Genomic DNA, 24815 nt, shown 5'->3' with positions numbered 1-24815 from the left:
CCGCCTGTATGTCGATCTCCGACTGCAGGCTAGCGGCATCTGTCCGGGCTAGCCGCGTTTCCCACGCCTGCCCTGATCAGACCGGACAATTGGATACATCCATGCCTTTCAGCCTGCGCAAGATCCCCTTCTCCGTGCAGATCCTGCTCGGCCTCGTGCTCGGCGTCGCGCTGGGCTTCCTGGCCCGCACCAACGACGTGAGCTGGCTGACCACCACCCTGCACACTGTCGGCAACCTCTTCATCCAGCTGCTCAAGCTGGCCGTGCCGCCGCTGGTCTTCACCGCCATCGTGGTCAGCGTCGTCAGCCTGCGCGGCGTGGCCAACGCCGCCCGGCTCGCGCTCAAGACCCTGATGTGGTTCGGCATCACCGCGTTGATCTCGGTGAGCATCGGCATCGTCCTCGGTCTGGTCGTCAACCCGGGTAAGGGAGTGACTCTCGACCTGGGTGGCGCGGCGCCGCCGAAGACCACCGGCTCGTGGACCGACTTCCTCACCGGCATCGTGCCCACCAACCCGGTCGGCGCGTTCGCCGATGGCAAAGTCCTCCAGATCGTCTTCCTCGCTCTCGTATTCGGTGCCGCGGCCCTGCTGGTCGGTGAGGCCGCCGAGCCGTTCGTGGCGCTGAACCGCTCCCTGCTGGCGATCGTCCAGAAGGCGCTCTGGTGGGTCATCCGCCTCGCCCCGATCGGCACCCTCGGCCTGATCGGCAACGCCGTCGCCTCGTACGGCTGGGACCTGCTGGCCCCCCTCGCGAAGTTCACCACCGCCGTCTACATCGGCTGCGCCATCGTGCTGTTCGTGCTCTACCCGCTGGTGCTGATCTTCGCCGGCCGCCTCAACCCGCTGCGCTTCTTCGCCGGCGCCTGGCCGGCGATCGAGCTGGCCTTCGTGTCCCGCTCCTCGGTCGGCACCATGCCGGTGACCCAGCGCTCCGTCGAGCGGCTCGGCGTGCCCCGCGAGTACGCGTCGTTCGCGGTGCCCTTCGGCGCGACCACGAAGATGGACGGTTGCGCCGCCATCTACCCGGCGCTGGCCGCGATCTTCGTGGCCCAGGTCTTCGGCGTGCACCTCGGCATCGGCGACTACCTGCTGATCGCGTTCGTCTCGGTGGTGGGCTCGGCGGCGACCGCTGGTCTGACCGGCGCGACCGTGATGCTCACCCTGACCCTCAGCACGTTGGGCCTGCCGCTGGCGGGTGCCGGTCTGCTGCTGGCCATCGACCCGATCCTGGACATGATGCGCACCGCCACGAACGTGGCCGGACAGGCGCTGGTGCCGATCGTGGTGTCCGCCCGCGAGGGCACGCTCGACCGGGTCGCGTACGAGTCCGCCGGTCAGCGCGACCTGACCGAGCCGGAGCCGGTCGCGGAGACCCGGCCCGAGCTCAGTCCCGTGCCTGCCTGACCAGTTCACCGCGACAGAGACTGGCCCCTCCCCCCCGGAGGGGCCAGTCTCCGTTTCCGAGAGGATCACCGGATGAGTTCTCTGTTCACACCGCTGGCGCTGCGCGCGGTCACCCTGCCCAACCGGATCGCCATGGCACCCATGTGCCAGTACTCTGCCGGGCCGGACGGCCTGCCCACCGACTGGCACCTGATCCACCTGGGCAGCCGCGCGGTCGGCGGTGCCGGTCTGGTGCTGTCCGAGGCGACCGCGGTGCTTCCCGAGGGCCGGATCAGCCCGCAGGACACCGGGCTGTGGTCCGACGCGCACGTCGACGCGTGGCGACCGGTGACCGCGTTCGTCGCCGCCCACGGCGCGGTGCCGGCCGTGCAGCTCGCGCACGCCGGTTTCAAGGCGTCCACCTACCGGCCGTGGGCAGCGGAGCGCGGCGGTGTGCCGGACGCCGAGGGTGGCTGGACGCCACTCGCCCCCGGTTCGGAGCCGTTCACCGCCGGCTACCGGACGCCGACCACCCTCGACGAGGTCGGCCTCGCCGGTGTGGTCGAGGCGTTCGCGACCGCCGCCGAACGCGCGCTGGCCGCCGGCTTCGCCGCCGTGGAGATCCACGCCGCCCACGGCTACCTGCTCAACGAGTTCCTCTCGCCGCTGACCAACCACCGCACCGACTCGTACGGCGGCGACCGGACCGCCCGGATGCGGCTCACCCTGGAGGTGGCCCGCGCGGTGCGCGCCGCGGTCGGCGAGGACGTGCCGGTGCTGACCCGGATCTCCGCCACCGACTGGGTCGAGGGCGGTTGGACGATCGAGGACAGCGTGGTGCTCGCCGGCGAGCTGGCCGGTGTCGGCGTCGACCTGGTCGACACGTCGTCCGGTGGAATGAGCGTGGACCAGCGCGTTCCGCTCGGCCCCGGCTACCAGGTGCCGCTGGCCGCCCAGATCCGCCGCGAGGCGGGCGTGCCCACCGGCGCGGTGGGCCTGATCGTCGAACCGGAGCACGCCGAGCAGATCGTCGCCAGCGGCGAGGCCGATCTGGTGCTGCTCGGCCGGGAGCTGCTGCGCGACCCGTACTGGCCGCGCCGGGCCGCCGCCAAGCTCGGCGTCGCGTACTCCGGCCCCGCCCAGTACGCCCGCGCGGCCTGATCTCCGGGTCGGTCGGGCGGCTGCGCAGTGCGGCAGCCGCCCGACCGTCAGCCCGCCAGGTGTGACCAGCGGCCCTCCAGGTCCTGCCAGGTGCCCTGGGCCGCCACCGTGCCGCCGAGCAGCACCACCACGTGGTCGGCGCGGACCAGCGCGGCACGCTTCGCGGTGGAACCGACCACGGTCACCCCGTGCCCGCGCAACGCCTGCCACAGCGCCAGCTCGGTGGTGACGTCCAGCGCCGACGACACGTCGTCGGCGACCAACAGTTCGGTACGCGGGGCCAACGCCCGAGCCAACGCCAACCGCTGCAACTGCCCGCCGGAGAGCCGGGTGCCCTTGTGCCCGATGAGCAGACCCAACCCACCGCCGGCAGCCGCCAGGTCATGGTCGAGCTGGGCGGTGCTGACCGCCCCGGCCGCGTCCACCTGGTGGCCCAGCGCGATGTTGTCGGCCACCGTGCCGGAGAGCACCCGAGGCAACTGGCCGACGTAACCGACCTGGTTGGGGCGCAGGAACAGCTCCGGCTCGGTGACCGGGTCGCCGTTCCAGGTCAGCTCGCCGGTGTGGTGCACGATCCCCGCCAACGCCCGCAGCAACGAGGACTTGCCCGATCCCACCGGCCCGACGACAAGCACCAACTGCCCCCGCTGCACGGTCAGGTCCACGTCACGGACGGCCACCATGCCGTCGGAGTGCACCACCCCGAAGCCGCGCAGTTCCAGCCGGCGCAGCGGATGCCGCGGTGGTGGCGTCGGCGCGGGCGCCGTCCCGGCGGCCAGGTCCACCGCCGAAACCGCCGCGGAGTACGCGCCCACTCCGGTCATCGCCGCCGTGCGCCGCGTCCAGACCCGCGCCGAGGGCAGCTGGGAGATCAGCGAGGCGGTGGTCCAGGCGAACCAGCGGGCCGCGCCCAGCGTGGACACGGCCACCAGCACCGCCCCGGCGGAGAGCGAGCCGTTCAGGTAGAGCGCCCACGCGCCGATCGGCAACAGACCGCTGGCCAGCGACGGCGTGGAACGCGACCACACCTGCACCGAGATCTCCCGGCGCTGGCGGTCACTGCGCAACACGTCCAGGTCGGCGAGGTGACGCAGCACGGCCGCGCTCGCACCGGCGAGCTTCACCGTCCGGGCCGAGGACAGCACGGACACCAGCGCGGTGGCGAAGGCGGCCCGCGCGGACACGGTCGCCCGTGCCGAACGCTCCAACCTCGGCCCGAACAGGCTCGCGGCCAACCCGGAGACCACCATCGTGCCGACGAAGAACAACGCTGGCACGACGCTGCCGGAGACCACCGTCATGGCAACCGCCATGATCACCGCGGCGGACTGGTCGAACACGTTGTCGGCGAGTTGGACCACCCGCTCGGTGTCGCCGCCCTGCGCCACCACCTCGGCCGGGGTGTGTGAGCTGACCCGGCGCGGCCCGGTCTGGCCGTGCACCAGACGCAGGCTGATCCGCAGCATCTGCCGCACCCACCACTGTGGAAACCAGATGCCGGTGTAATACGGCACCGGCAGCGTGAGCAGCAGCCCGGCCACGATCCCCCACGCCGGTAGGTACGGGTCACCGACGCCGTCGACCAGATCCGCCCAGAGCCACGGCAACACCGGGCCGTCCAGCCCGAGCAGAATCATCATGAGGAACAGGGCCATCGCCCCCAACCCGTACCGGGGGTCGTTGCGGCAGAGCCGGACGATCTCACGGAACGTGCGGGCTGGCGGGGCCGGCGGCAGGGGCGGCGGGTCGGCCTTCACGGGCACGACGGCTTCGTCCACCACCGCCGGCTCGGCCCGCCCGTCGGCGGGCCAGGTGTCCGCCGGGCCCGGGCCGGTCAGCAGGTCCGTGCCGCCGCCAGCGCGGGCTGCCTGCGGCACGGCAGCGTACGCGGCCGCGTGGCTGGTCGCCAACAGCTCAGCGAAGCGGGCAGACGCGTCCAGCGGACCGGCCTCGACCACCGTGCCGTCGGCCAGTACCACCACCTCGTCGCAGCGGCGTACCGAGGAGAGCCGGTGCGCGATGACGATGCCGATCCGGTCGCGCAGCAGCCGTTCGGTGGCTCGCTGCACCCGCGCCTCGGTGACCGGGTCCAGTCGTGCGGTGGCCTCGTCGAGGATCACCACGTGCGGGTCCCGGACCAGGATGCGGGCGAACGCCACCAACTGCTCCTGACCGGCGGAGAGCACGTGCCCGCCCTCCCCCAGGCGGGTCGCCAGCCCGTCGGGCAGTTCGGCGATCCAACCGGCGAGGCCCAACTCGTCCAGCGCCCGTTCGGCGGCGTCGAGCAGCGCCGGGTCGAAGAGGGCGACGTTCTCGGCGAGCGTGCCGGCCAGGATCTCGGTGCGCTGGGGCACCAGGGCCACCCACCGGCGAAGCTGCTCGACGTCGAGGTCGCACAGGTCGGTGCCACCGAGGAAGACCGAGCCGGCCGGCACGTCGACGGCCCGGGTCAGCACCTTCGCCAGGGTCGACTTGCCCGAGCCGGTCCGCCCGATGAGCGCGTAGGAACGACCCCGCGCAAAGGTGAGGCTGACCCCGCGCAGCGCGTGTCCCCGCCCGCTCTCCGGCCCGCTCACCTGGTAGTCGAAGGTGAGGTCGCGGATGCGCAGGTCGCCGTCGGTCGGGCTGGCTCCACCGGTGGGTTCCTGCCGGGCGTCCTCCAGCAGCAGCACCCGACCCCACGCGCCGAGCGCGTACTGCAGCTCCGGAACCATCCGGCTCACGTGTTCGACGGTGGCGCCGAAGGCCAGCGCGAGCAACCAAACCGCGGTCAACCGGGCGGCGTCGATCTGGCCGTTGACCAGTGCCCACGCGCCGCCGAGCACCACCGCACCGATGCCGCCCCGGATGGTCGCGGCGGCGATCGTGGTCACCTGGGCGGACATCACCCAGACCCGTTTGCCACGGGACAGGACGGCAGCGGCCCGCCGGGCGTAGAGCCGCAGCACGTACGGCCGGGCCAGGCTGGTACGCACGTCGTCCTGACCGTGCACCGCCTCCTCCATCACGGCGGCCAGGTCCGACCAGGCCTCCTCCTCGGCCATCCGGGCCGGAACGATGCGGGCGGTCGGCCGGCGCAAACCCACCGCGAGGGCCACGGTCAGCAGCAGCATCGCGATCCCCGCCGGCCACCAGACGAACAACGCGACGGCCACCGACAGCACGCCCACGCAGAGCCCCTGGGCGAGCCGTGTGCCCTGGTTTCGGACCGCGGCGGCCACCTGGTAGACGTCACCGTCGATGCGGTCGAGCAACTCGCCCACGGGAGTGGTCTCCAACGTGGGCAGGTCCTGCCCGAGGGCCACCCGGCAGAGCCGCCGCCGTACGGCCGCGGACCAGTCGGCGGTCAGGCCGGCCATCAGCAGACTCACCGCGAAGTCGGTGAGCACCATGGCGACCAGCGCCGCGGCCAGGACCGCGAAGAACCCGGTCGAGCGGTGCAGCAGCACGGGACCGGCCAGCGCCGACGCGCCCGCCTGGCCGGCGGCACCGAGCACGATCAGGATTGCCACGACCGTCATACGGCGTGGCGAGGTGCCCCACAGGTCACGGAGCAGGCGCATGAAAAGTCCTCCGGACGTGGGGTGGCGGAGAATTCAGCCTGCCGGCGCCGACCCGTTATCTCAACCGATTTTCCGGGCCCTGAGCAGGGTATCCGTCAGCGTCAGACAACCCGGACCCCGACACTGGGGCCACGTAGGCACGTCCTCGGTGAGCCAGTCGCACCCTTCCCGGGAGCGACCGCCCAGATCCCCGCAGCAGACCGGTGACCGACCTCCCGACCCGCGACACCTCACGCCCGACATCCGGATCCAAGTCCGATTTGCCCGCCTCCGCGCACAATAATGCATCCGGTGTTTTCGTGATCAACTCCATATCCCCGACATGGCGGTATCCCGCCGCCCGGATACCCCCACATCGGCGATGTCGAGTCGATCAGCCCCGCAACGGGCGGTCTGACGCCAAGCCGGATGGGATCGTGGGCGCTTTGTCCGGTCTGGGGCTCTCTGGCCTGTGGCCGGGCGCACCCGTGGCCCGGAATCATGGCCGGGTCGGGGTCGTTACATACCCTGACGATCGCAGCACCACCGGCTGGCCCCGTGGTTTGGGGTGCTGGCCGCGGGGTTGGAATGCCGGCCCCCGCCCGGTCGTTACAGTCCCCACGAACGACCGCCCGGCCACCGCCTCGACGAGGTGCCGATGGACGGGCCGCCCCCGGAATGACCCCGGACCCCCGGTCGTTACACACAGACCCGGCGCCACGAGACCCCTCCGTTCGTGGCCCACCCGCCGGGAATGACCCCGGACCCCGGGCCGTTACACCTGGACCCGCCGCAAGCCTCCCGCTCGTGGCCCACCCCGGGAATGACCCCGGCCCCCGGCTCGTTACACATGGACCCGGCGCCACAAGCCCTCGCTTGCAAGCCGCCGGCCCAGCGCCACGAGACCCCTCCGTTCGTGGCCCACCCGCCGGGAATGACACCGGACCCCGGGTCGTTACACCCGGACCCGGCGCCGCAAGCCCCCCGCTTGTAGGCCGCCGATCACGGCGCCATCGCTAGGCGCCGACCCCCTTGAAGACTTTCCCCGCGTTTGTTGCAGCGCCGGACGAGGTGCTCACACCCGGCACACCTTCCCCTTATCGGTGTGCGGGTGTTCCTACCCCCGAAGGAGCTACCCCCATGAACACGATCATGCGTAAGAGCGTCCTGTCTGTTGCCGGTCTCGCGTTCGCCGGTGGTGTGTTCGCCGGTCCGATCGCCGCCCACGCCAACCCGGCTGTGGATGCCAAGCCCGTCGCCGTGGCCGTGCAGGCCGACAAGCCCGACACCGCCAAGCTGATCCCGCACGGCACCCAGGGCGACCAGTCCCGCATCACCCTCAACGACGAGCAGACCGCCAACGCCAAGGCGATCATCGCCGCCACGAAGAAGGCCGGTCTCCCGGAGCGCGCCGCGGTCATCTCCATCGCCACCAGCCTGCAGGAGTCGAAGCTGGAGAACCTGGGCCACCTCGGCGACATGAACGACCACGACTCGCTGGGCCTGTTCCAGCAGCGCCCCAGCTCGGGTTGGGGCACCCCGGAACAGATCACCGACCCCGCCTACTCCACCACCGCGTTCCTCAAGGGCCTGCGGCAGATCGACGGGTGGCAGGACATGCCCCTGACCCAGGCCGCGCAGACCGTCCAGGTCTCCGCGTACCCGGACGCCTACGCCCAGTGGGAGCAGCAGGCCGCCGACCTCGTCGGCCAGCACTGGAACAGCTGACCACCGCACCACCCGAACGGCAAACCCGACCGATGGCCGGCACCCCCAACCCGGGGTGCCGGCCATCGGCATACCCACACCCGGCAACCGCGCCAGCGCCGCCCGACCCGCCCGCGCAAGGCAACCGACCAGCGACCAGCGACCAACGACCAACGACCAACGACCCAGAACCGACAACCAACGGTCAGAACAGGACCGTGGCGAGAGTGCCGATCGGTTGGAAGCCGCAGCGCTCGTAGACGCGGCGGGCCGGGAGGTTGAAGTCGTTGACGTACAGGCTGACGGTGGGGGCTACTCGCAGCAGCGCGTCGCGGACCACGGCTGCCATGGCGGCGGTGGCGATCCCTCGGCCCCGCCATTCCGGTGCCACCCAGACGCCCTGGACCTGTGCCGTCCGTTTGGTGACCACGGCCAGCTCGGCCTTGAACACGACCTTGCCGTCGACGAAGCGGGCGTACGCCCGGCCGGACCGGACCAGGTCGTTGACCCGTCGGCGGTAGCTGCGCCCGGCGTCCTCGGCCAACGGGGAGACGCCGACTTCTTCGGTGTACATGGCCACCGCTGCGGGGAAGAGCCGATCGACCTCGCCGGGGCGGACCCGGCGTACCTCCGGGTCGGCAGGTACGGATGGCAGGGCGTCGGCGGCCAGCAGTGGCTGGTTGGGACGGACGTCTCGGGCTGGCCCCCAAGTGTCGGAGAGCCGGTCCCACAGCCCGAGGACGGCGTCCGCCCGGCCGACGATGGACGAGCAGAGCCGCTCCTCGCCCGCGAGCAGGTCGGCGAAGGCGGCCACCGCAGCGTCGGTCGCCAGCACCGGGGTCAGGTTGCCGCCGAGCCAGCAGAGTGATTCCAGGTTGCGCCGGGTGCCGTACCCCAGGACCCTGCCCTCGGCCCGCCACCAGGAGAGTCCGCGCGCGGCGATCCGCTCGGCGACCTGCGCGCCCGCGAACGGGTCGTGGTCGAGTAGTCGCTCGACCGCGCGGCGCTCCGATTCCCCGAGTTGCCGTACCGGCACCGTCAGCACGACTACCAGCCTGCCAGATCGACCCCCCGCTCCGCCGGTCGAGTGACGATGCCGCCGTCAGACGGTCACCGGTTCTGCGGGCTCGCTGACCGGCCGGGTCCGCCCGGCCCAGCGGACAACCGGGGGCACCAGTGCCCCGAGCAGGAGGAACAGGGCACCGAGCACCAGCCAGCCCGGTACGCCCCAACCGAGCGCGAGGGTGGTCACCACGACCGGCGCGAGCATCTTGCCCAGTTCGTAGCCCATGCCGTACGCCCCCTGGTACTGCCCCTGGGCGTCCGCTGGCGCCAGCCCGAAGGAGATCCCCCAGCCAGCAGCAGAGTGCCACAGCTCCCCGATCACGTGGGCGAGCGACCCGATACCGAGCAGGCCCACAGCGCCGGCGGTTGGTAGTGCGCCACTGGCAGCGAAGAGTACGCAGGCCAGGGCGATGGCCACTCCCGCTCGACGGGCGGCGCGGGCGGCTCCGAGCAGGGTGGCGGCGGTACGCGTGGCGCGGACCTGTAGGAGCACCACCAGCACGGTGTTGACCAGGGTCAACGCGGAGATCATCCAGACGGGTGCCCGGGTGTGACCGGCGATCCACAGCGGCAGGGCGATGGTGAGCAGGCTGAAGTGCATCGACATCAGCCCGTCGACCAGGGTGAAGGCGAGGAACGGGCGGTCCCGCAGGGCGATCAGCCGGGGGCCGTGCGTGGGGGCGGCGACCGGGGCGATGGTGGGCAGTCGGAGGAAGATCGCCGCTGCGGTCAGTGACGCCGCCGCCGCGGTGAGGATCAGCGCGACGTACCCGGTTCGGGAGTCGGCGGCGATGGCGAAGCCGCCGAGGACAGCACCGACGGAGATTCCGACGTTGGTGGTGGCCCGCAGGTAGGCGCGGGTGCGTACCCGCTGGTCGGCCGGGATCGCTCCGGCGATGAGCGCGCCCCGGGCGCCGCGCTCGATCGCATCGGCGAGCGCGGTGACGGCACCCACCAGCACGAACGTGGGGAACGACCGGACGGCGATCAGACCGATGGTCATCATGCCCGCGGCGAACAGCGCCCCGACCTGGACGCCGCGTGGGCCGACGCGATCGGCCAGGTAGCCGCTCGGTGTGCTGGCCAGGACACCGACCAGCGCCGAGATGGTCAGCCCGATGCCCACCTGGGTCGCCGACAGGCCGACCGATCGGGTGAGGAAGAGGGCGCTCGCGACGAGCCAGAGGCCCCGGCCGACGGTCTTGACCAGGGTGCCGAGGGTGAGGACCCGGGCCGGACCCGGCGGGGGAAGCAGGCGCATGATCGACACCCTAGCAAGACGTACGTACGGTTTGGAAGGTCAGGGTTGTCGGCGATGCATTGCCGATATATCGTTGATGCATCAGCGACAGTACGGAGAAAGGAAGAACCCGATGAGGTTCCACCGAGAGCGCCACCCGATGCACGAGGCCCGGATGCGTGGATTCGGCTTCCCGCCCATCCCGCCCGGCCCGCACGGCCACGAGCACGGACACGGCGGCCCCTGGGGCGGCCGGGGGCGTGGACGGGGCCGAGGTCGACGCCCCAACGTCCGAGGCGCCGTGCTGGCCCTGCTCACCGAGCGGCCGATGCACGGCTACGAGATGATCCAGGAGATCGACTCCCGCACCGGCGGTGCGTGGCGGCCGAGCCCGGGCTCGATCTACCCCACCCTCCAGCTACTGGAGGACGAGGGCGTGATCGTCGCCAGCACGGAGGAGTCCGGCGGCGGGCGCAAGCGGTTCACGGTCACCGAGGCCGGTCAGGCGGAGGCCACCGAGGCCGCGCAGACCCCGCCGTGGGCGGACGTCGCCCAGGGCACGGTGAGCAGCTGGCACGACATCCGCGACTCCGGCGCGCAGGCGATGAACGCCCTGCGCCAGGTGATGATGAACGGCACCGACGACCAGCGTGAGCGGGCCGCCCAGGTGCTCGACGAGACCCGCCGCAAGCTGTACGCGATCCTCGCCGAATCCGAGTGATGCGAAGCCGCGCCACAGCACCGCAGCCCGCGGCACCAGCACCAGCACCAGCACCAGACCGCCGTGTACCGGCGGGCCGGGGACACAACGAAAGCGGCCGTTCCCTACCGGGGAACGGCCGCTTTCGGTAGACGGATGAAATCAGTGCACGGTGACGGTCGGGCCGGTGACCAGCCCGCGCAGTTCCTCGGGGAGCTCGGCGCCCATCTCGTCGGCGATCCGCAGCGCCTCCTCGATCAGCGTCTCCACGATCTGCGCCTCGGGCACCGTCTTGACGACCTGCCCCTTGACGAAGATCTGACCCTTGCCGTTGCCGGAGGCGACACCGAGGTCGGCTTCGCGGGCCTCACCCGGACCGTTTACCACGCAGCCCATGACGGCGACCCGCAGCGGCACCGGCAGCCCTTCGAGACCGGCGGTGACCTCTTCGGCGAGCTTGTAGACGTCCACCTGGGCCCGCCCGCAGGACGGGCACGAGACGATCTCCAGACCGCGCTCGCGCAGACCGAGGGACTCCAGGATCTGGTTGCCGACCTTGATCTCCTCGACCGGCGGGGCGGACAGCGACACCCGGATCGTGTCGCCGATCCCCTCGGCCAGCAGCGCACCGAAGGCGACCGCCGACTTGATGGTGCCCTGGAAGGCCGGGCCGGCCTCGGTGACGCCCAGGTGCAGCGGGTAGTCGCACTGCTCGGCGAGCTGCCGGTACGCCCGGATCATCACGACCGGGTCGTTGTGCTTGACCGAGATCTTGATGTCGCGGAAGCCGTGCTCCTCGAACAGCGAGCACTCCCACAGCGCCGACTCGACGAGGGCCTCGGCGGTGGCCTTGCCGTACTTGGCCAGCAGCCGCTTGTCCAGGGAGCCGGCGTTGACGCCGATCCGGATCGGCGTACCGGCGGCGGAGGCCGCTGCCGCGATCTCCTTGACCTTGTCGTCGAACTGACGGATGTTGCCCGGGTTGACCCGGACGGCCGCGCAGCCGGCGTCGATGGCGGCGAAGACGTACTTGGGCTGGAAGTGGATGTCGGCGATCACCGGGATCTGCGACTTCTTGGCGATCGCGGGCAGCGCCTCGACGTCGTCCTGCGACGGCACGGCAACCCGGACGATCTGGCAGCCGGACGCGGTCAGCTCGGCGATCTGCTGGAGCGTGGCGTTGATGTCGGAGGTGAGGGTCGTGGTCATCGACTGCACGGACACCGGCGCACCACCACCCACCGGCACCGAACCGACCATGATCTGGCGGCTGGCCCGGCGGGGAGCGAGCGGCGGGGGCGGCATGGCGGGGATACCGAGACGGACAGCGGTCACTTCAGCACTCACCTTGGGAAGAGCGTGATCGGGTTGACGACGTCCGCGGTGATGGTCAGCAGCGTGAACACGCCACCGATCAGGATCACCACGTACGTGAAGGGCATCAGTTTGAGGTAGTCGACCCGGCCGGGGTCGGCGCGGCCGATCCGTGCGTACAGCCAGGAGCGTGCCCGTTCGAACCAGGCGATGGCGATGTGGCCGCCGTCCAGTGGGAGCAGCGGCAGCAGGTTGAACACGCCGATGAAGAAGTTCAGCGAGATGAACAGCGTCACGAACAGCAGCCACGCCTTGTTGGCGAACGCCTCGCCGCCGAGGCGGCTGGCGCCGACGACGCTGATCGGGGTATCCACGTCACGCTCGCCGCCGGTGATGGCGGTCCACAGGGCGGGGACCTTCTGCGGCAGTCGCTGCAACGCCTGGACGGTGCCGACGGCCAGCTCGCGGGTGAAGTCGCCGGTGGCGCCGAAAGCGGCGACCGGTCCGTACGTCACGCGGGTCGGGGTGGTGATGGTGAGCGCGACGCCGAGCGCGGCGACCGGGCCGACGGCGCCCTTCGGGTTGTCGATCGGGGGGCGCTGGGTCTGCGCCAGCACCGTGCTGGTCTGGCCGGGCTGGCCGTCGCGGACGTACCCGACCTGCGCGGTGTCGCCCGGCTTCAGGGCCCGCAGGCTGGTGAGCATCTCACCGTAGTTGTTGATCGGCTTGCCGTTGATCGAGGTGATCCGGTCGCCGTCTCGCAACTGGGCCTGGGCCGCAGGACTTGCCGCGTCACCCGGCGCGCAGTCGCGGGGCGTGCTGTCCGGCACGACACAGTCGGAGATCGAGATGACCGCCGGCTCCTGCCGGACCTCCGCGTCGTTGGTGGGGAACTTGGGGTTGGGCAGGCCGAGGGAGACGGCCGCCAGCCAGATGGCGACCAGTGCCAACGCGAAGTGGGTGATCGAGCCCGCGGACATGACGATCGTGCGCTTCCACACCGGGAAGCGCCACATCGCCCGCGGCTCGTCGGCCGGGTCGACGTCGTCGTCCTGCGCGGTCATCCCGACGATCTTGCAGAAGCCGCCGAGCGGGATCCCCTTGACGCCGTACTCCGTCTCGCCCCGCTTGAAGGACCAGACGGTGGGGCCGAAGCCGACGAAGAATTTTGTGACCTTCATCCCGAACGCCTTGGCGGTGACCATGTGCCCCGCCTCGTGCAGGCTCACCGAGATGAGGATGGCCAGGGCGAAGATCGCCACCCCGAGCAGGTTTGCCATCAATTTCCTTCCACCGGACTCGCGATGATCTCCTGGGCGTGCGCGCGTGCCCACGACTCGGCCGTGAGGACGTCCTCGACGGTACCTGGTTCGTCGAAGTCCGGAGCCTCCTCCAACACGCGTTCGAGGGTGTCGACGATGCCGAGGAACGGCAGTCGGCCCGCCACGAACGCCTCCACGCACTCCTCGTTCGCCGCGTTGTAGATCGCCGGGCGGCAGCGTCCGGCCTCCCCGGCGGCCTTGGCCAGCGCGACCGCCGGGAACGCCTCGTCGTCGAGCGGTGCGAACTCCCAGGTGTGCGTGGCCGTCCAGTCGACCCCGGCGGCGGCTTGCGGCACCCGGTCCGGCCAGCCCAGCGCGACCGCGATGGGCAGCCGCATGTCCGGCGGGCTGGCCTGGGCGATCGTCGACCCGTCGACGAACTCGACCATGGAGTGGATCACCGAGGTCGGGTGCACCATCACGGTGATGTCGGCGTAGGGCACGTCGAACAACTCGTGCGCCTCGATCACCTCAAGCGCCTTGTTGACCATGGTGGCCGAGTTGATCGTGATGACCTTCCCCATGTTCCAGGTCGGGTGGGCGAGGGCCTGCTCGGGCGTGACCTGCGTCAACTCGTCACGGGTCCGGCCCCGGAACGGGCCGCCGCTGGCGGTGACGATCAACCGACGCACCTCGGGGCGCGAGCCGGAGCGCAGGCACTGCGCCAACGCGGTGTGCTCCGAGTCGACCGGGACGATCTGCCCCGGCCGCGTCACCGCGGCCTTGACCAGCGGGCCGCCGGCCACGAGCGACTCCTTGTTGGCCAGGGCGAGAGTACGACCACTGCGCAGCGCGGCCAGCGTAGGAGCGAGGCCCAGCGAGCCGACCACCCCGTTGAGCACGATGTCGCACGGCCACTGGGCCAGCTCGGTCATCGCGTCCGGCCCGGCCACGATCTTCGGAAGCTTGAAGTCGCCGGTGGCCCAGCCGCGCCGGCTCGCCTCGGCGTAGAACGCAAGTTGCAGGTCCTGTGCGGCGGACGCCTTGGCCACCCCGACCGCCTCGACGCCCAGTTCGAGGGCCTGCGCGGCGAGCAGCTCGACGTTGCCGCCGCCCGCACCCACCGCGACCACCCGAAACCGGTCCGGATTGCGCCGGACGATGTCGATGGCCTGCGTGCCGATCGAACCGGTGGACCCGAGCAGGACGAGGTCGCGGGGGGAAGTCACCAGCCCATTCTTCCCCACCCCCGCTGTACGCCCGCTGGGAGCCTCAGCCCTCCTCACCAACCTGGGGCTCTTCCGCCGCCGCCGAGACGGCGGCCGAACTGGCGCTGGTCATGTCCGGCGGCCCCTCCTCGTCGAGCAGTTCGGCCGGGTCGATGGCGAACTCGAAGGGCTCCCGCATGGCGAAGTCGCTTCCGGCCGCTGCCGCGGCCAGCAGCCGATACTCCCCACTGACCAACTCGAACAGGGCAATGGTCGGCGCCCGGTTGCGCAGGTCCACACGCAGGAAGAACGGCACCCCGACGGCTGCATACTCGCGGGGCCGGTCGATCACGCCCTTGCGCCGGTTACCCGACGAGACGATCTCCCCTAGCAGCACCGCGTGGCCGATGTCCATCGCCGTCCGCCCACCACCGGGAACGCGCAGCACGGCGATGTCCGGAATGAACAGGTCGTCGGCCGATACCACGTTCACCTCGTGATAGAGCCACAGCCTCGCCTTGCGCGCCGCCTACTTCAGCAGGTAGCGGAGTTCCCTCTGAGCCGTCCGGCGGTCAAGGCTGGAAACCGGCGTAACGACGACGCACCCGCGCAGCACCTCCACCCGTGGACCGCTGTTCTCGGGCAGAAGGTCAAGCGCGGCGCTCGCCGTCCACGCCTCGCTGCGGTGGCTCAACACGTCGAACGACTTCGGTGGCACGTCGTGACACTGCCTGGGCCCGTCCCTGGACCGACGCACCAGAAGTGCGGCGATCCGTTCGCCGAGCGGGACGGCAGGTAGTCGCCCAGCAACTCGGCCCACCGATGGCCTGATGCCATGCCCTGGGATGGGCTCCGGCAAGGCAAGAAGTGCAGCACCGGAGCCCGTCTCCACCGGCCTCAGGGCCGGCGGCCCAAACGCCCCGACCGAGTCGCTGCGACGAAGCCATCCCAGGCCGAGGGGGTGAAGGTCAGCGTTGGCCCGTGCCGGTCCTTGCTGTCGCGCACCCCGATCGCGTCGGCGAACCCCGCCACCTCGACGCAGTTACCCTCGCCGCCGGACCGCGTCGACTTGCGCCAGACTCCGTCACGCACCATCGGTCATCTCCTTCGCTATCGCCTCGATCAGCTCACAGGACTCGTCGAAGCTCAGCGCGCGATCGCCGAGGGAGCGCCACGCGTCTTCGAAGATCGCGATCTCGTGGGTCTTGTCAAGGTAGACCGCGCCGCACGGACCGTCCATGTAGATCGTCGTCGGCTCCGGCTCGCGCACCTCGGACGGGAAGTCGAGCATGGTGAAGGTGCCGGCCTGGGCCCAGCGCACCAGCCCCGCATCGAGCGGCAACACCCGGATGCTGACGTTGTGCTGCCGGGACGACACCACCAGCGACTCCAGTTGCCGGGTCATCGCCGCACGATCGCGCAGTGGGCGGCGCACCACCGCCTCGCTCAGGATGACGTCGAGGCGCGGAGCGCGGGGCACCGCCCTCGCCAAGAGGCGTTGGCGGCGCAGCCGCACGTCGACCTTCGCCTGACGCTGCTGCTCACCCATCTGCGGGTGGTCGGTGGCGATCACCTCGGCCATGTACTCGACCGTCTGCAACAGCCCGGGGACAAGGTTCGCTTCGTAGTGGCGGATCCTGGTGGCGGCGGCCTCCAGGCCGACGTACAGCTTGAACCAGTCCTTGATCGCTTCGCCGTAGCTGTGCCACCAGCCGTGCGCCTTGGTTTCCCGGGCCAACGCCCGCATCGTCTCGATCGTCTCCGGGGACGCGCCGTAGACCCGGCACATGGCCTCCACGTCGTTCGGGTGCATGGGGACCTGGCCGGTCTCGTACCGCCAGATTCGGGGTGCCGACCATTCCAATTCCTTGGCCGCCGCGGTAACCGTCACGTAGGCATTTTCACGAAGCTCTCTCAGATATCTGCCGAGCTGCCTCCGTGGAACTGTGCTGCCGGAGTCGTCCACGCCATCTCCCTGGCTGCCGCTGCGTAAGGGCCCTCGTCCCTTGGTCCGCATTCTGCCGCGAAAGATTGCGTTGGGCCAGCAGTGAAACGACCATCGAGCACATCCGGAAAACAACTCGTGGGCGGACACTGTCGTAAGCGATATACCTCAGAGTCATATTTATACCTATGAGGTATGCCGCTCATCGAGAGGTCGCCGCCCGGACGGGAGGACCATGGGCCCTGTCGATGATCTACCGCTGCCGCCCTACGTGACCACGGAGGACGTCGTGTTCGCGCTGAGGGCGGTCACCGTGCACGTCCCCGAGCAGCCCGACGGTGAGCGTTGTCGCAAGGACGAGGCAGCACACCCGTGCCGGCTGCACCGCTGGGGCGTCGCGGCCCGACGCCCACGACGGACCCTGCGCCGCAGTGCGCAGCACGGAAGTCGGGGTGTCCGCAGCATCCGGACACCCCGATTTCGCTCAAACCGTGTTGATCAGGGAGTGATGACGAACTGCGAGCCCGGCTGGATGACGATGTTGCCGTCGGCCGAGTTGGTGATGGTCACGTTGGTGAGGTTGGCGTTGCCGCGCGCGCCGCTCATCGCGAGGATGCCGGCACCGTTGTTGGACTTGTCGATCCGCACGTTGGTGATCGCGACGTTCGGCATGTTGCCGCCGCCGTTCTTGAACTGGATGCCGTCGTAGGTCGAGTCGATGATGTCGGTGTCCCGGATGGTGACCCCGACGATGTCCCTGGTGGCGGGGAAGAGGGTGATGGCACCGAATTCCTGGTCCTCGTTCCAGAACGCGCCGCCGGTGCGGTAGAGCCCGTTGTTGGCGATCAGGGTCGTGCCGGAGAAGGGCAGCGGGTCGTGGTCGGTCGCCAGCATGATGCCGGGGTAGTTCGCGGTGTCGTAGATCAGGTTGTTCTCGATCGAGTTGTCGTAGCCGCCGTAGATGGCGATGCCGTTCGCCCGCCAGGGCAGCTGGATGGTGTTGTTGACGAAGTGGTTGTCGTGGGCGATGTCGACGTTGCGGTCCTTCACGTACGGGTTGGCCCAGACGGCGAGCGCGTCGTCACCGGTGGTGCGGAAGGACGAGTTGAACACCCGCGAGTTGCGCGTGCCGTTGCTGAAGTTGATGCCGTCGGCGTACGTGTCGCGGATCCGCATGCCGGTGAACTCCAGCCCGTCGGCCGGCCCCCACAGGTCGGGGATGTTGTCGTAGTCGCGACCCACCCAGACGCCCACGTTGGCGTGCTCGATCCAGACATTGCTGATCTTCGTGCCGGTGCCGAAGCGACCGTTCAGACCGACGCCGCCCTCGCCGTTGCCGTCCCCGCCCCGGATCCGGCCGGAGCCGAAGATGGCGATGTCGGAGATCTGGGTGTTCTTGTCGATGTCGAAGCCGAAGTTGCCCTCGTGCGGGTGGTTGATGCCGCCCACCACGTTCTGCGGCTCGGTCAGCGTGTAGAGCTGCGAGTGCCACATGCCGGCGCCCCGGATGGTGACGTTGCTGATGCCGACCTGGTTGTGCGTACCCCGGTTCAGCGGGTCGTCGGTCAGGATCTTCTGCTCCTGCCGCCACTGCCCGGCGGGGATCCAGACGCAGCCGATGACGCCGTTCTGGTCGTCGGTCACCGCCCGCTGGATGGCTGCGGTGTCGTCGAGGCCGTCATTCGGGACCGCACCGTACGAGGTGATCGAGGTGCAGCCGGCCGGCTGGCTCGCCGCCGGTGCCACCTGCTCCAGGTCGATCATGTCGATGACGTAGAACGAGGCCGAGTCGCCGGTGTCGCGCTGCAACTTGAACCGGGTGCCCGCCGGGTACGACTGCGCCAGCAGCGCGTTCGACTCGTCGAACAGTCGTCGAGCGTCGGCCTGCGGGGTGTTGGTCAACGCCTCCGGCCCGTCGGTGTTGCCGTAGAGCCAGCTGTGCCGCGACGACAGGGTCAGCTTCCGGGAGAAGACGTCGTTGACGTAGAGGCTGATGGTCGCCTCGATGCCGCCGCCACCCGGCGCGTCCGGGATGGAGTTGCGCACCACGATGGAGTTGGCCTGGTTGGCCGAGGTGAACTCGACGAACTGGCCGGTGCTGTTGAGCCGTACCGACTTGCGGCCCGAGGACTCGCTGGCGAAGTTGATGTGGCCAAAGGTGCGCAGCGGGTCGGTCTCCAGCAGCGTGCCCTGGTAACGGCCGGCCTCGGCCTCGTAGGAGACGTACGGGACCGCGGCCCCGCGCCCGACCACGATCGACTGGCTGAACGCGTTGTTGGTCTCGTTGGTCTCGGTGACCGCGTTGGTGGCGTCGGCGGTGGCGGTGATGGTGGCGCCGCCGCTGGTGGCGGTCCAGCTGCCGGTGACGGCCACGGTGACCGTCGCGCCGGCCGCGACCGAGGCGGTGTTGGTGTTGAGCGTGGTGCCGCCCACCACCAACCGGGTGACCGTGGTCGCACCGGTCGCGGTGGTGCCCCGGTTGCGGACCGCCACGGTGAACGTGACGGACGCCCCGACGGCCGGGTTCGGCGGGTTGGAGGCGATGCTGAGCACCTGCAGGTCCGGGCCCGGCGCCTGCGCCACCACCAGCGGCGACGCTGCCGTGAAGCTGTTGTTGCCGTTGTTCTGCTCGACGATCGTGTTCGTCGGGTCGACCACCGCCGAGACGGCGTAGCTGCCCATCGGTCGCGTACCGGCGTTGAACGACACGGTGGTGGAGGCGCCCGCGCTGAGCGCGCCCACCGTGGCGCTGCCGACGACCGCGCCGGCCAGGCTGAAGTTGACCGTGGTCGCACCGGCGGACGCCGAACCGATGTTCTGCACCACGGCCGAGAGGGTGACCGGGGAGACCTCGCTGGGCGACGTGGGCGAGCAGGTCACCGAGCTGACGACCAGGTCCGGGTTGGGTGCCGGCGTGCCACACACCTCAAGCTCGGCCACCTGGCCGGACGGGGCACCGGTGTTGCCGGTGAACCGCAGTTGCACGTCCGCCGTGGTCGCGCTGACCGGGATGCCCACCACGTTGGCGCCCTGGACGAACTGGTAACTCGCCGCCGACACCAGGTTGGTGTACGTGGCTGAGGCCTGGTCACGGCCGAGAACCTGGATGGTCTGGGTGCGGGTGCCCCAAGCCGGGTCCGGGTTGAGTTTGACGGTCACGCCGGAGATGGAGTGGTTGGCGCCGAGCGCCACGGTCAGGTTCTGCGGGTAGCTCGCCGCACCTTCCCAGTACGTGCCGAGCTGCCCGTCGTTCGCCTTGTCCGGGGTGAAGGTGAAGGTGGAGCCGCTCGCCGTCATGCTCTTGCCCTGTGCCACGTTGGTGCAGGCGGGCGGATTGCCGCCGGTCCGGGTGACGGTGTTGCTGTTGCCGGACAGGTTGCCGGCACCGTCGCGGGCGCGGACGTAGTACGACACGGTGGCCGTCGCCGGCTGGGTGTCCTGGTACGTGAGGGTGGTGCCCAACGTCGCGATCAGGTTGCCGCCACGGTAGACGTTGTAGCCGGCGAGACCGCTGCCGCCGGAGTCGGTGGAGGCACCCCAGGTGAGCGTGATCGTGCTGCCCGACGTGCTCTGCGACAGCGTCCCCGGCACGCTCGGCGCGGTGGTGTCGGGGGTGGCGCCGCCGCTGCCGTACACCTCCAACTCGGAGAACTGGCCAGCTGGCCAGCCGCTGTTGGCGGTGACGTTGATCCGCACGTAGCGGGTTGCGGTCTGACTGAAGTTGATCGTGACGGTGCTGCCGCTCGCCGGGTTGAAGGTGTAGGTCTGCGAACCGACGAGGTCGGTGAACGACGAACCGCTGGCGCTGCCCTGCACGCTCAACGTCTGCGTACGGGTCCCCCAACCCGAGGTCGGCAGCTTCAGCACAACCTGGTTGACGTTCTGCGATGAGCCAAGATCGACCTGCACCCACTCGGGGAACGAATTGTTGACGCTCTCCCAGTAGCTGCCCGCGTTACCGTCGACAACCTTCGACGAGTCGTAGACGTCGGCGTGGCCGCTCTCCTGGGTGGGACGACCCAGGGCGAGGTTCGTGGCCGCCGGGGCGAAGCCGCTGCTCGGCGCGGCTGCCGCGTCGGCGGGGCGGGCGGCGCTGGCCGGGTTGGTGAGGGCGGTGAGCCCTGCGCTGGCGATCAGCGTGGCCGCGACTGTCGCTGCCACCGTCCTGAACAGATTCCTTCGTCTCATCACAGTCCTGTCGTTGGGGGGACGGCTGCCGCAGGCGGCTGGACCAGGAGGGAGCCCGCTGAATCTTCCGAACACGTGCACGAAACCTGCACGTCTTTGTCGAAATCTTGCGTGACTTTGACCAAAGGTTACTGACGTGCTACGGGAGCGTCAACACTTCGACCGACTTAACTATTGATGGCCATGCCTGCGTCGGGGATGTCCGGCAGGGGCCCGTCGTCATGTGCTCGCGGCGAGAGCCAGCCGCTGCTCTGAGCCGTATACCTCAGAGTCATATTTATTGACCCTGAGGTATACGGCTCATCGGGGCGCAGGGCGGCTCACACGGAGCCGCCGAACGGGTCAGTTGGTCGGCGCCGCCAGGACGAAGGTCTCCAACTCCTCGCCGCCGTACCAGTCGGTACGCCGGCCCACGTGGGCCATGCCGAGTCGTCGGCAGACCGCCATCGACGGCTCGTTGCCCGGCGACACGAGCGCGTAGATCTCCGGGGTGCCGGCGGTGAACTCCCGCGCGACGAGCGCACGGGCCGCCTCGGTGGCGTAACCGTGACCCCACGAATCCGGGTGCAGGTGCCAGCCCGTCTCAATGTTTTCGGTGAGCTGCGTCTCCGGCGTTCCGGGCAGCGGCTTGAGCAACGCCGTGCCCGCCACCACGCTGGTCTCGCGTACCTCGATCGCCCAGGTGCCGTACCGGCCGCCGTCGGCGGCGTGCCGGTCTCGCCAGAACTGCAACCGCTCGACGGCCTGGACCGGGTCGGTCATCGGCAGGCCCGGCGACACGGCCAGCCAGCGGGTGATGTCGGGGCGGGAGTAGATGTCGTAGATCCGGGCCAGGTCGGCCGGGTCGTCGGTCCAATCGCGCAGGATCAGACGTTCGGTGGTGAGAACAGTCATGACAGGCGATCTTAAGGAGTGACGACCCCGGCGACAGGGAAAGAGATCACGGTGGGCGGCGGTTGGCAGCGGGCGAAGCGGATCACCAGTGCCGCGTTCCGTCCCGTGCGCGGACGCGACCTGTCACTGCACGCCGCCGCGATCACCTTCTATGGCGCGATCGCTGTCGTACCGGTCGCGCTGCTGGCGATCTGGCTCACCTCGGTGGTGGCCGGAGCAGACCGGGTCCGCCGGCTCACCTCGTACGCGGTGGAAGCCCTGCCCACCGCGATCGGCGCACCCCGGGCGGTGGATGCGCTGGTCAACGCCGGGGTGGAGTTGACCCCGGTGCTGGCGCTGGCCTCCCTGCTGCCCGCGTCGCTCTACGGCGAAGGGTTGCGCCGGGCATTCGTCTCGGTTGCCGCGCCCCGCTCCGACGAGAACCTGGTCGGCTGGCGGGGCCGGTTGCTGCTGCTGCCGCTGCTCGCCCCGGCCCCCGCGCTGTTGCTGTCGATCCTGCTGGCGCTGCCGCTCACCACCCGTCTCGTACGCCAGGGCGGCTGGCTCGGCATGCTGGGCGTGGTGCTGTCGTTCCTGGCGGTCTGGCTGGTGCTCACGCCGGTGCTGGTCTGGGTGTTCCGGGTGGTCGGGCCAGCCTCGCCGGACTGGCTCTCCACGCTCGCGCTGGGGTCGTTCACCGCGGCGAACCTGTCCGGCTTCATGCACGGCTTCGTGCTCTTCGCCGCACTCCCCCTGGACCTGGGCGTGCCGTTCGGTGGCTTCGACGAGATCGGCGCGGGCGTGGCCGTGCTCCTCTGGCTCTACCTGTTCCACGTGATCGTCCTGGCCGGCTACTCCGCCACGCTGGCCCTCTCCCGCTGGCGAGCACACCACGGACCGCGGAAGGGCTGACCGGGCCGGTGGGGCGGACTAGGCTGCCGCGGCATGAGCAGTGAGATTCCGGCCCGCGCCGACGTCGTGATCATCGGGGCCGGGCACAACGGTCTGGTCTCCGCCGTCCTGCTGGCCCGCGCCGGTCTGGACGTCCTCGTGTTGGAGGCCGCCGACGTGATCGGCGGCGCCACCCGCACCGAGAACCCGTTCCCTAAAGTGCCGGGCCTGCGTCACTCCACCGGCTCGTACCTGCTCGGGCTGATGCCGCCGGAGCTGCTCGCCACCCTCGACGTACGGATCCCGGTGCTACGCCGCGACCCGCACTACTTCCTCCCCACCCCGGGCGGCCTCGGCTCGCCGTACCTGCTCTTCGGCAGTGACACCGCCGCCACCCGGGCGCAGCTCACCGATTTCTTCTCCCCCGCCGACGTGGCCGCCGACGACGCCATGCAGGCCGAACTGGCCGCGCTGCGGGAAGACCTCGCCCCAGCTTGGTTGGCGGAGCCGCTGAGTGTCCAGGAGACCGCCGAGCGGCACATCCGCCCGGCGCTACGGCAGGTCTTCGTCGACCTCGTCCAGGGCTCGGTCGCCGACTACCTGGCCCGGTTCGAGTTCCGCTCCGAACTGCTGGTCAGCATGTACGCGGTCACCGACGGCCTGTCCGGGCTCAACGCCGGCCCGGACGACCCCGGCACCGGCCACAACTTCCTGGTTCACAACATGGCCAGACTGCCCGGCTCCGGCGGCACCTGGATGATCGCCAAGGGTGGGATGGGCACGGTCTCGCGGACGTTCGCCGAGGCCGCCCGTGCCGCCGGGGCGACCATCCGCACCGGTACGCCGGTGAGTGCGGTGACCCTGGACGGCGGCGCGGCCAGCGGCGTGGTGCTGGCCGACGGCCGACAGGTCGCCGCCCGGGTGGTGCTCGGCGCCTGCGACCCGTACCGGCTGATCGACCTGTTGCCCGACGGCGCGCTCCCGGCGCCGCTCGGCGAACGGATGGCCGCGGTCCGCCGCCCCGGCACCACCCTCAAACTCAACCTGGCGCTCACCGGGCTGCCACAGTTCGCCTGCCTGCCGTCCGGTACGCCGAGCCCGTTCGGCTCGACCATCCACCTGCTGCCCGGCTCCGCGTCGCTCGTCGGTGGGGACGCCACCTCGCCGATGACCGCGCTGCGCGCCATGTGGGCGGACGTGCAGGCCGGGCGGCTGCCGGCGGAGCCGACCATCGAGTGGTACCTGCACACCACCGTCGACCCGTCGCTCTCCGACGTGGCCGGGCACCACTCGTCCGCGCTGTTCGTCCAGTCGGTCCCCTACGAACTGGCGGGCACCACCTGGGACGCGGCGCTGCCCGGCTACGTCGCTCGGCTCATCGAGATCGTCGAGCGGTACGCCCCCGGCACCGGCGACCTCATCGCCGATGCGGTGCCGCTGCCCCCGCCCGGCATCGAGGAGCACTTCGGCATCACCGGTGGGCACATCCACCACGTCGACAACACGGTCTCGTTCACCGATCGGATGCCCTACTCCACCGGAATCGACGGCGTGTACGCCGGCAGCGCCGGCTGCCACCCGGCCGGCAGCGTGATCGGCGCGGCGGGCCACAACGCCGCCCGCCGGATCCTCACCGAACTAGGCCGCTGACCCGTCCTCGGTCGCGCTCGCGGACGGTCTGAGGTCGCCCGGGCCCCCGATCAGGTAGAAGCCGACCAGCAGGAGGTACGCGCACAGACTGAGGATGGGGTCGACGAAGACCACGGCGAAGGCGACCAGGTAGAACAGCGGCTTGAGCAGTATCCGTCGTGCGATCGCCCGGACCAGCCGAGGATCCAGGCCGGGGTGGAGCAGTCCCCGCCGGCGCGCCCACCACCAGGTCAGATTGACGAAGACCGCCTCACCGAGCACCGTGCCGACGTAGAGGGCGGCCGTCAGCCGCTGCTCGGTCGGACTACCGCGCAGGTTGTCCGACAGCAGGTCGGCGGTGAACGGGATCGTGGCGATGAAGAGCAACACGAACAGGTTGAAGACCAGCAGCATCTGGTCGACCCGGACCACGTACCGCCACAGGTTGTGATGGGCGAGCCAGACCTGCCCGGCGATCGCGAAGGTGATGATGAACGCCAGGTAGGACGGCCAGGCATGGGCCAGGGCGTCCGGAAGCTCCCGCCCGCTCTCCCGCGCCGGGCCGCTCTGCAACAGCTCGACGGCCATCACCGTCAACACGACGCCGAAGACCCCGTCGCTGAACGTCTCCACCCGGGCGGCGTCCCGCGCCTTCTCCCGGCCGCGTCCGTATCGGTACCGGTTGTCCCCCGCCCCCGCCACGCC

At 70.3% G+C, this 24815-nt stretch carries 19 protein-coding genes; 6 read left to right on the top strand and 13 right to left on the bottom strand.

From position 1 onward, the window contains the following. Positions 1–113 precede the first annotated feature (113 nt). Together JOD64_RS21215 and JOD64_RS21210 are read left to right on the top strand one after the other, a co-directional pair. On the top strand, positions 114–1406 hold the full coding sequence (locus tag JOD64_RS21215; protein ID WP_204946171.1) for a dicarboxylate/amino acid:cation symporter: 1293 nt from the start codon (positions 114–116) through the stop codon (positions 1404–1406). Between the two features lie 72 nt (positions 1407–1478). Further along, positions 1479–2546 (top strand): NADH:flavin oxidoreductase/NADH oxidase, encoded by a 1068-nt coding sequence (locus JOD64_RS21210; RefSeq protein ID WP_204943805.1) that lies wholly within the window; start codon positions 1479–1481, stop codon positions 2544–2546. Positions 2547–2593: 47 nt separating this feature from the next. Here the strand turns inward: JOD64_RS21210 and JOD64_RS21205 are convergent, their stop codons facing one another. Beyond that, positions 2594–6109 carry an ATP-binding cassette domain-containing protein gene (locus JOD64_RS21205; protein ID WP_204943804.1) on the bottom strand — a complete coding sequence of 1172 codons (3516 nt, stop codon included), beginning with the start codon at positions 6107–6109 and terminating at the stop codon, positions 2594–2596. Positions 6110–7228: 1119 nt separating this feature from the next. On the opposite strand from JOD64_RS21205, the gene JOD64_RS21200 reads away from it, so the two are divergent. Next, positions 7229–7816, top strand: coding sequence for a hypothetical protein (locus JOD64_RS21200; RefSeq protein WP_204943803.1), 588 nt, complete (start codon positions 7229–7231; stop codon positions 7814–7816). A gap of 184 nt (positions 7817–8000) precedes the next feature. Here the strand turns inward: JOD64_RS21200 and JOD64_RS21195 are convergent, their stop codons facing one another. Both JOD64_RS21195 and JOD64_RS21190 read right to left on the bottom strand, forming a co-directional pair. Further along, complete coding sequence (locus JOD64_RS21195) at positions 8001–8840, bottom strand: GNAT family N-acetyltransferase (RefSeq protein WP_204943802.1); 840 nt, start codon at positions 8838–8840, stop codon at positions 8001–8003. A 57-nt stretch (positions 8841–8897) separates the two neighbouring features. Next, the gene (locus tag JOD64_RS21190) at positions 8898–10121 is read right to left on the bottom strand and encodes an MFS transporter (RefSeq protein ID WP_204943801.1); all 1224 of its coding nucleotides are present in this window, start codon (positions 10119–10121) and stop codon (positions 8898–8900) included. Positions 10122–10233: 112 nt separating this feature from the next. On the opposite strand from JOD64_RS21190, the gene JOD64_RS21185 reads away from it, so the two are divergent. Next, complete coding sequence (locus JOD64_RS21185; protein WP_204943800.1) at positions 10234–10821, top strand: PadR family transcriptional regulator; 588 nt, start codon at positions 10234–10236, stop codon at positions 10819–10821. Positions 10822–10962: 141 nt separating this feature from the next. Here JOD64_RS21185 and ispG read toward each other — a convergent pair whose 3' ends face one another. The 9 genes from ispG to JOD64_RS21140 all read right to left on the bottom strand — a co-directional run bounded on the left by ispG (position 10963) and on the right by JOD64_RS21140 (position 21611). Beyond that, the gene (gene ispG, locus JOD64_RS21180; RefSeq protein WP_110562372.1) at positions 10963–12135 is read right to left on the bottom strand and encodes a flavodoxin-dependent (E)-4-hydroxy-3-methylbut-2-enyl-diphosphate synthase; all 1173 of its coding nucleotides are present in this window, start codon (positions 12133–12135) and stop codon (positions 10963–10965) included. Between the two features lie 8 nt (positions 12136–12143). After that, on the bottom strand, positions 12144–13394 hold the full coding sequence (locus JOD64_RS21175) for a M50 family metallopeptidase (protein WP_204943799.1): 1251 nt from the start codon (positions 13392–13394) through the stop codon (positions 12144–12146). Next, complete coding sequence (gene dxr / locus JOD64_RS21170; RefSeq protein ID WP_204943798.1) at positions 13394–14605, bottom strand: 1-deoxy-D-xylulose-5-phosphate reductoisomerase; 1212 nt, start codon at positions 14603–14605, stop codon at positions 13394–13396. The genes JOD64_RS21175 and dxr overlap by 1 nt, the downstream gene beginning before the upstream one ends. A gap of 43 nt (positions 14606–14648) precedes the next feature. After that, positions 14649–15077, bottom strand: a complete 429-nt coding sequence (locus JOD64_RS21165; RefSeq protein ID WP_204943797.1) for a Uma2 family endonuclease — start codon at positions 15075–15077, stop codon at positions 14649–14651. A gap of 36 nt (positions 15078–15113) precedes the next feature. Continuing rightward, positions 15114–15302 (bottom strand): hypothetical protein, encoded by a 189-nt coding sequence (locus JOD64_RS21160; RefSeq protein WP_204943796.1) that lies wholly within the window; start codon positions 15300–15302, stop codon positions 15114–15116. A gap of 179 nt (positions 15303–15481) precedes the next feature. Next, positions 15482–15679 (bottom strand): DUF397 domain-containing protein, encoded by a 198-nt coding sequence (locus JOD64_RS21155; RefSeq protein WP_204943795.1) that lies wholly within the window; start codon positions 15677–15679, stop codon positions 15482–15484. Continuing rightward, the gene (locus JOD64_RS21150) at positions 15669–16550 is read right to left on the bottom strand and encodes a helix-turn-helix domain-containing protein (protein ID WP_204943794.1); all 882 of its coding nucleotides are present in this window, start codon (positions 16548–16550) and stop codon (positions 15669–15671) included. Before JOD64_RS21150 ends, JOD64_RS21155 begins: the two co-directional genes overlap by 11 nt. Before the next feature lie 477 nt (positions 16551–17027). Further along, complete coding sequence (locus JOD64_RS21145) at positions 17028–20690, bottom strand: CARDB domain-containing protein (protein WP_307813536.1); 3663 nt, start codon at positions 20688–20690, stop codon at positions 17028–17030. Between the two features lie 369 nt (positions 20691–21059). Further along, on the bottom strand, positions 21060–21611 hold the full coding sequence (locus JOD64_RS21140; RefSeq protein WP_204943792.1) for a GNAT family N-acetyltransferase: 552 nt from the start codon (positions 21609–21611) through the stop codon (positions 21060–21062). Positions 21612–21662: 51 nt separating this feature from the next. On the opposite strand from JOD64_RS21140, the gene JOD64_RS21135 reads away from it, so the two are divergent. Further along, positions 21663–22502: a YhjD/YihY/BrkB family envelope integrity protein gene (locus tag JOD64_RS21135; protein WP_204943791.1), complete on the top strand. Its 840-nt coding sequence runs from the start codon at positions 21663–21665 to the stop codon at positions 22500–22502. Between the two features lie 33 nt (positions 22503–22535). Continuing rightward, positions 22536–24131 (top strand): phytoene desaturase family protein, encoded by a 1596-nt coding sequence (locus JOD64_RS21130; RefSeq protein ID WP_204943790.1) that lies wholly within the window; start codon positions 22536–22538, stop codon positions 24129–24131. On the opposite strand, the gene JOD64_RS21125 is transcribed toward JOD64_RS21130, so the two are convergent. Beyond that, positions 24120–24812 carry a TMEM175 family protein gene (locus JOD64_RS21125; RefSeq protein WP_204943789.1) on the bottom strand — a complete coding sequence of 231 codons (693 nt, stop codon included), beginning with the start codon at positions 24810–24812 and terminating at the stop codon, positions 24120–24122. The two genes, JOD64_RS21130 and JOD64_RS21125, sit on opposite strands and share 12 nt — an antisense overlap. Positions 24813–24815: the final 3 nt, after the last annotated feature.

Source organism: Micromonospora luteifusca (genome assembly GCF_016907275.1).
Lineage (GTDB): Bacteria > Actinomycetota > Actinomycetes > Mycobacteriales > Micromonosporaceae > Micromonospora > Micromonospora luteifusca.
The sequence above is the reverse complement of the archived record's forward strand: the minus strand, read 5'-3'. Positions and strand labels throughout refer to the sequence as shown.

What these genes read in the sequence shown, in the direction of transcription:
- JOD64_RS21210 (WP_204943805.1), top strand. Translation starts at nt 1,479, where the DNA reads ATGAGTTCTCTGTTCACACCGCTGGCGCTGCGCGCGGTCACCCTGCCC.
- JOD64_RS21205 (WP_204943804.1), bottom strand. Translation starts at nt 6,109, where the DNA reads ATGCGCCTGCTCCGTGACCTGTGGGGCACCTCGCCACGCCGTATGACG.
- JOD64_RS21200 (WP_204943803.1), top strand. Translation starts at nt 7,229, where the DNA reads ATGAACACGATCATGCGTAAGAGCGTCCTGTCTGTTGCCGGTCTCGCG.
- JOD64_RS21190 (WP_204943801.1), bottom strand. Translation starts at nt 10,121, where the DNA reads ATGCGCCTGCTTCCCCCGCCGGGTCCGGCCCGGGTCCTCACCCTCGGC.
- JOD64_RS21185 (WP_204943800.1), top strand. Translation starts at nt 10,234, where the DNA reads ATGAGGTTCCACCGAGAGCGCCACCCGATGCACGAGGCCCGGATGCGT.
- JOD64_RS21175 (WP_204943799.1), bottom strand. Translation starts at nt 13,394, where the DNA reads ATGGCAAACCTGCTCGGGGTGGCGATCTTCGCCCTGGCCATCCTCATC.
- JOD64_RS21155 (WP_204943795.1), bottom strand. Translation starts at nt 15,679, where the DNA reads ATGGTGCGTGACGGAGTCTGGCGCAAGTCGACGCGGTCCGGCGGCGAG.
- JOD64_RS21140 (WP_204943792.1), bottom strand. Translation starts at nt 21,611, where the DNA reads ATGACTGTTCTCACCACCGAACGTCTGATCCTGCGCGATTGGACCGAC.
- JOD64_RS21130 (WP_204943790.1), top strand. Translation starts at nt 22,536, where the DNA reads ATGAGCAGTGAGATTCCGGCCCGCGCCGACGTCGTGATCATCGGGGCC.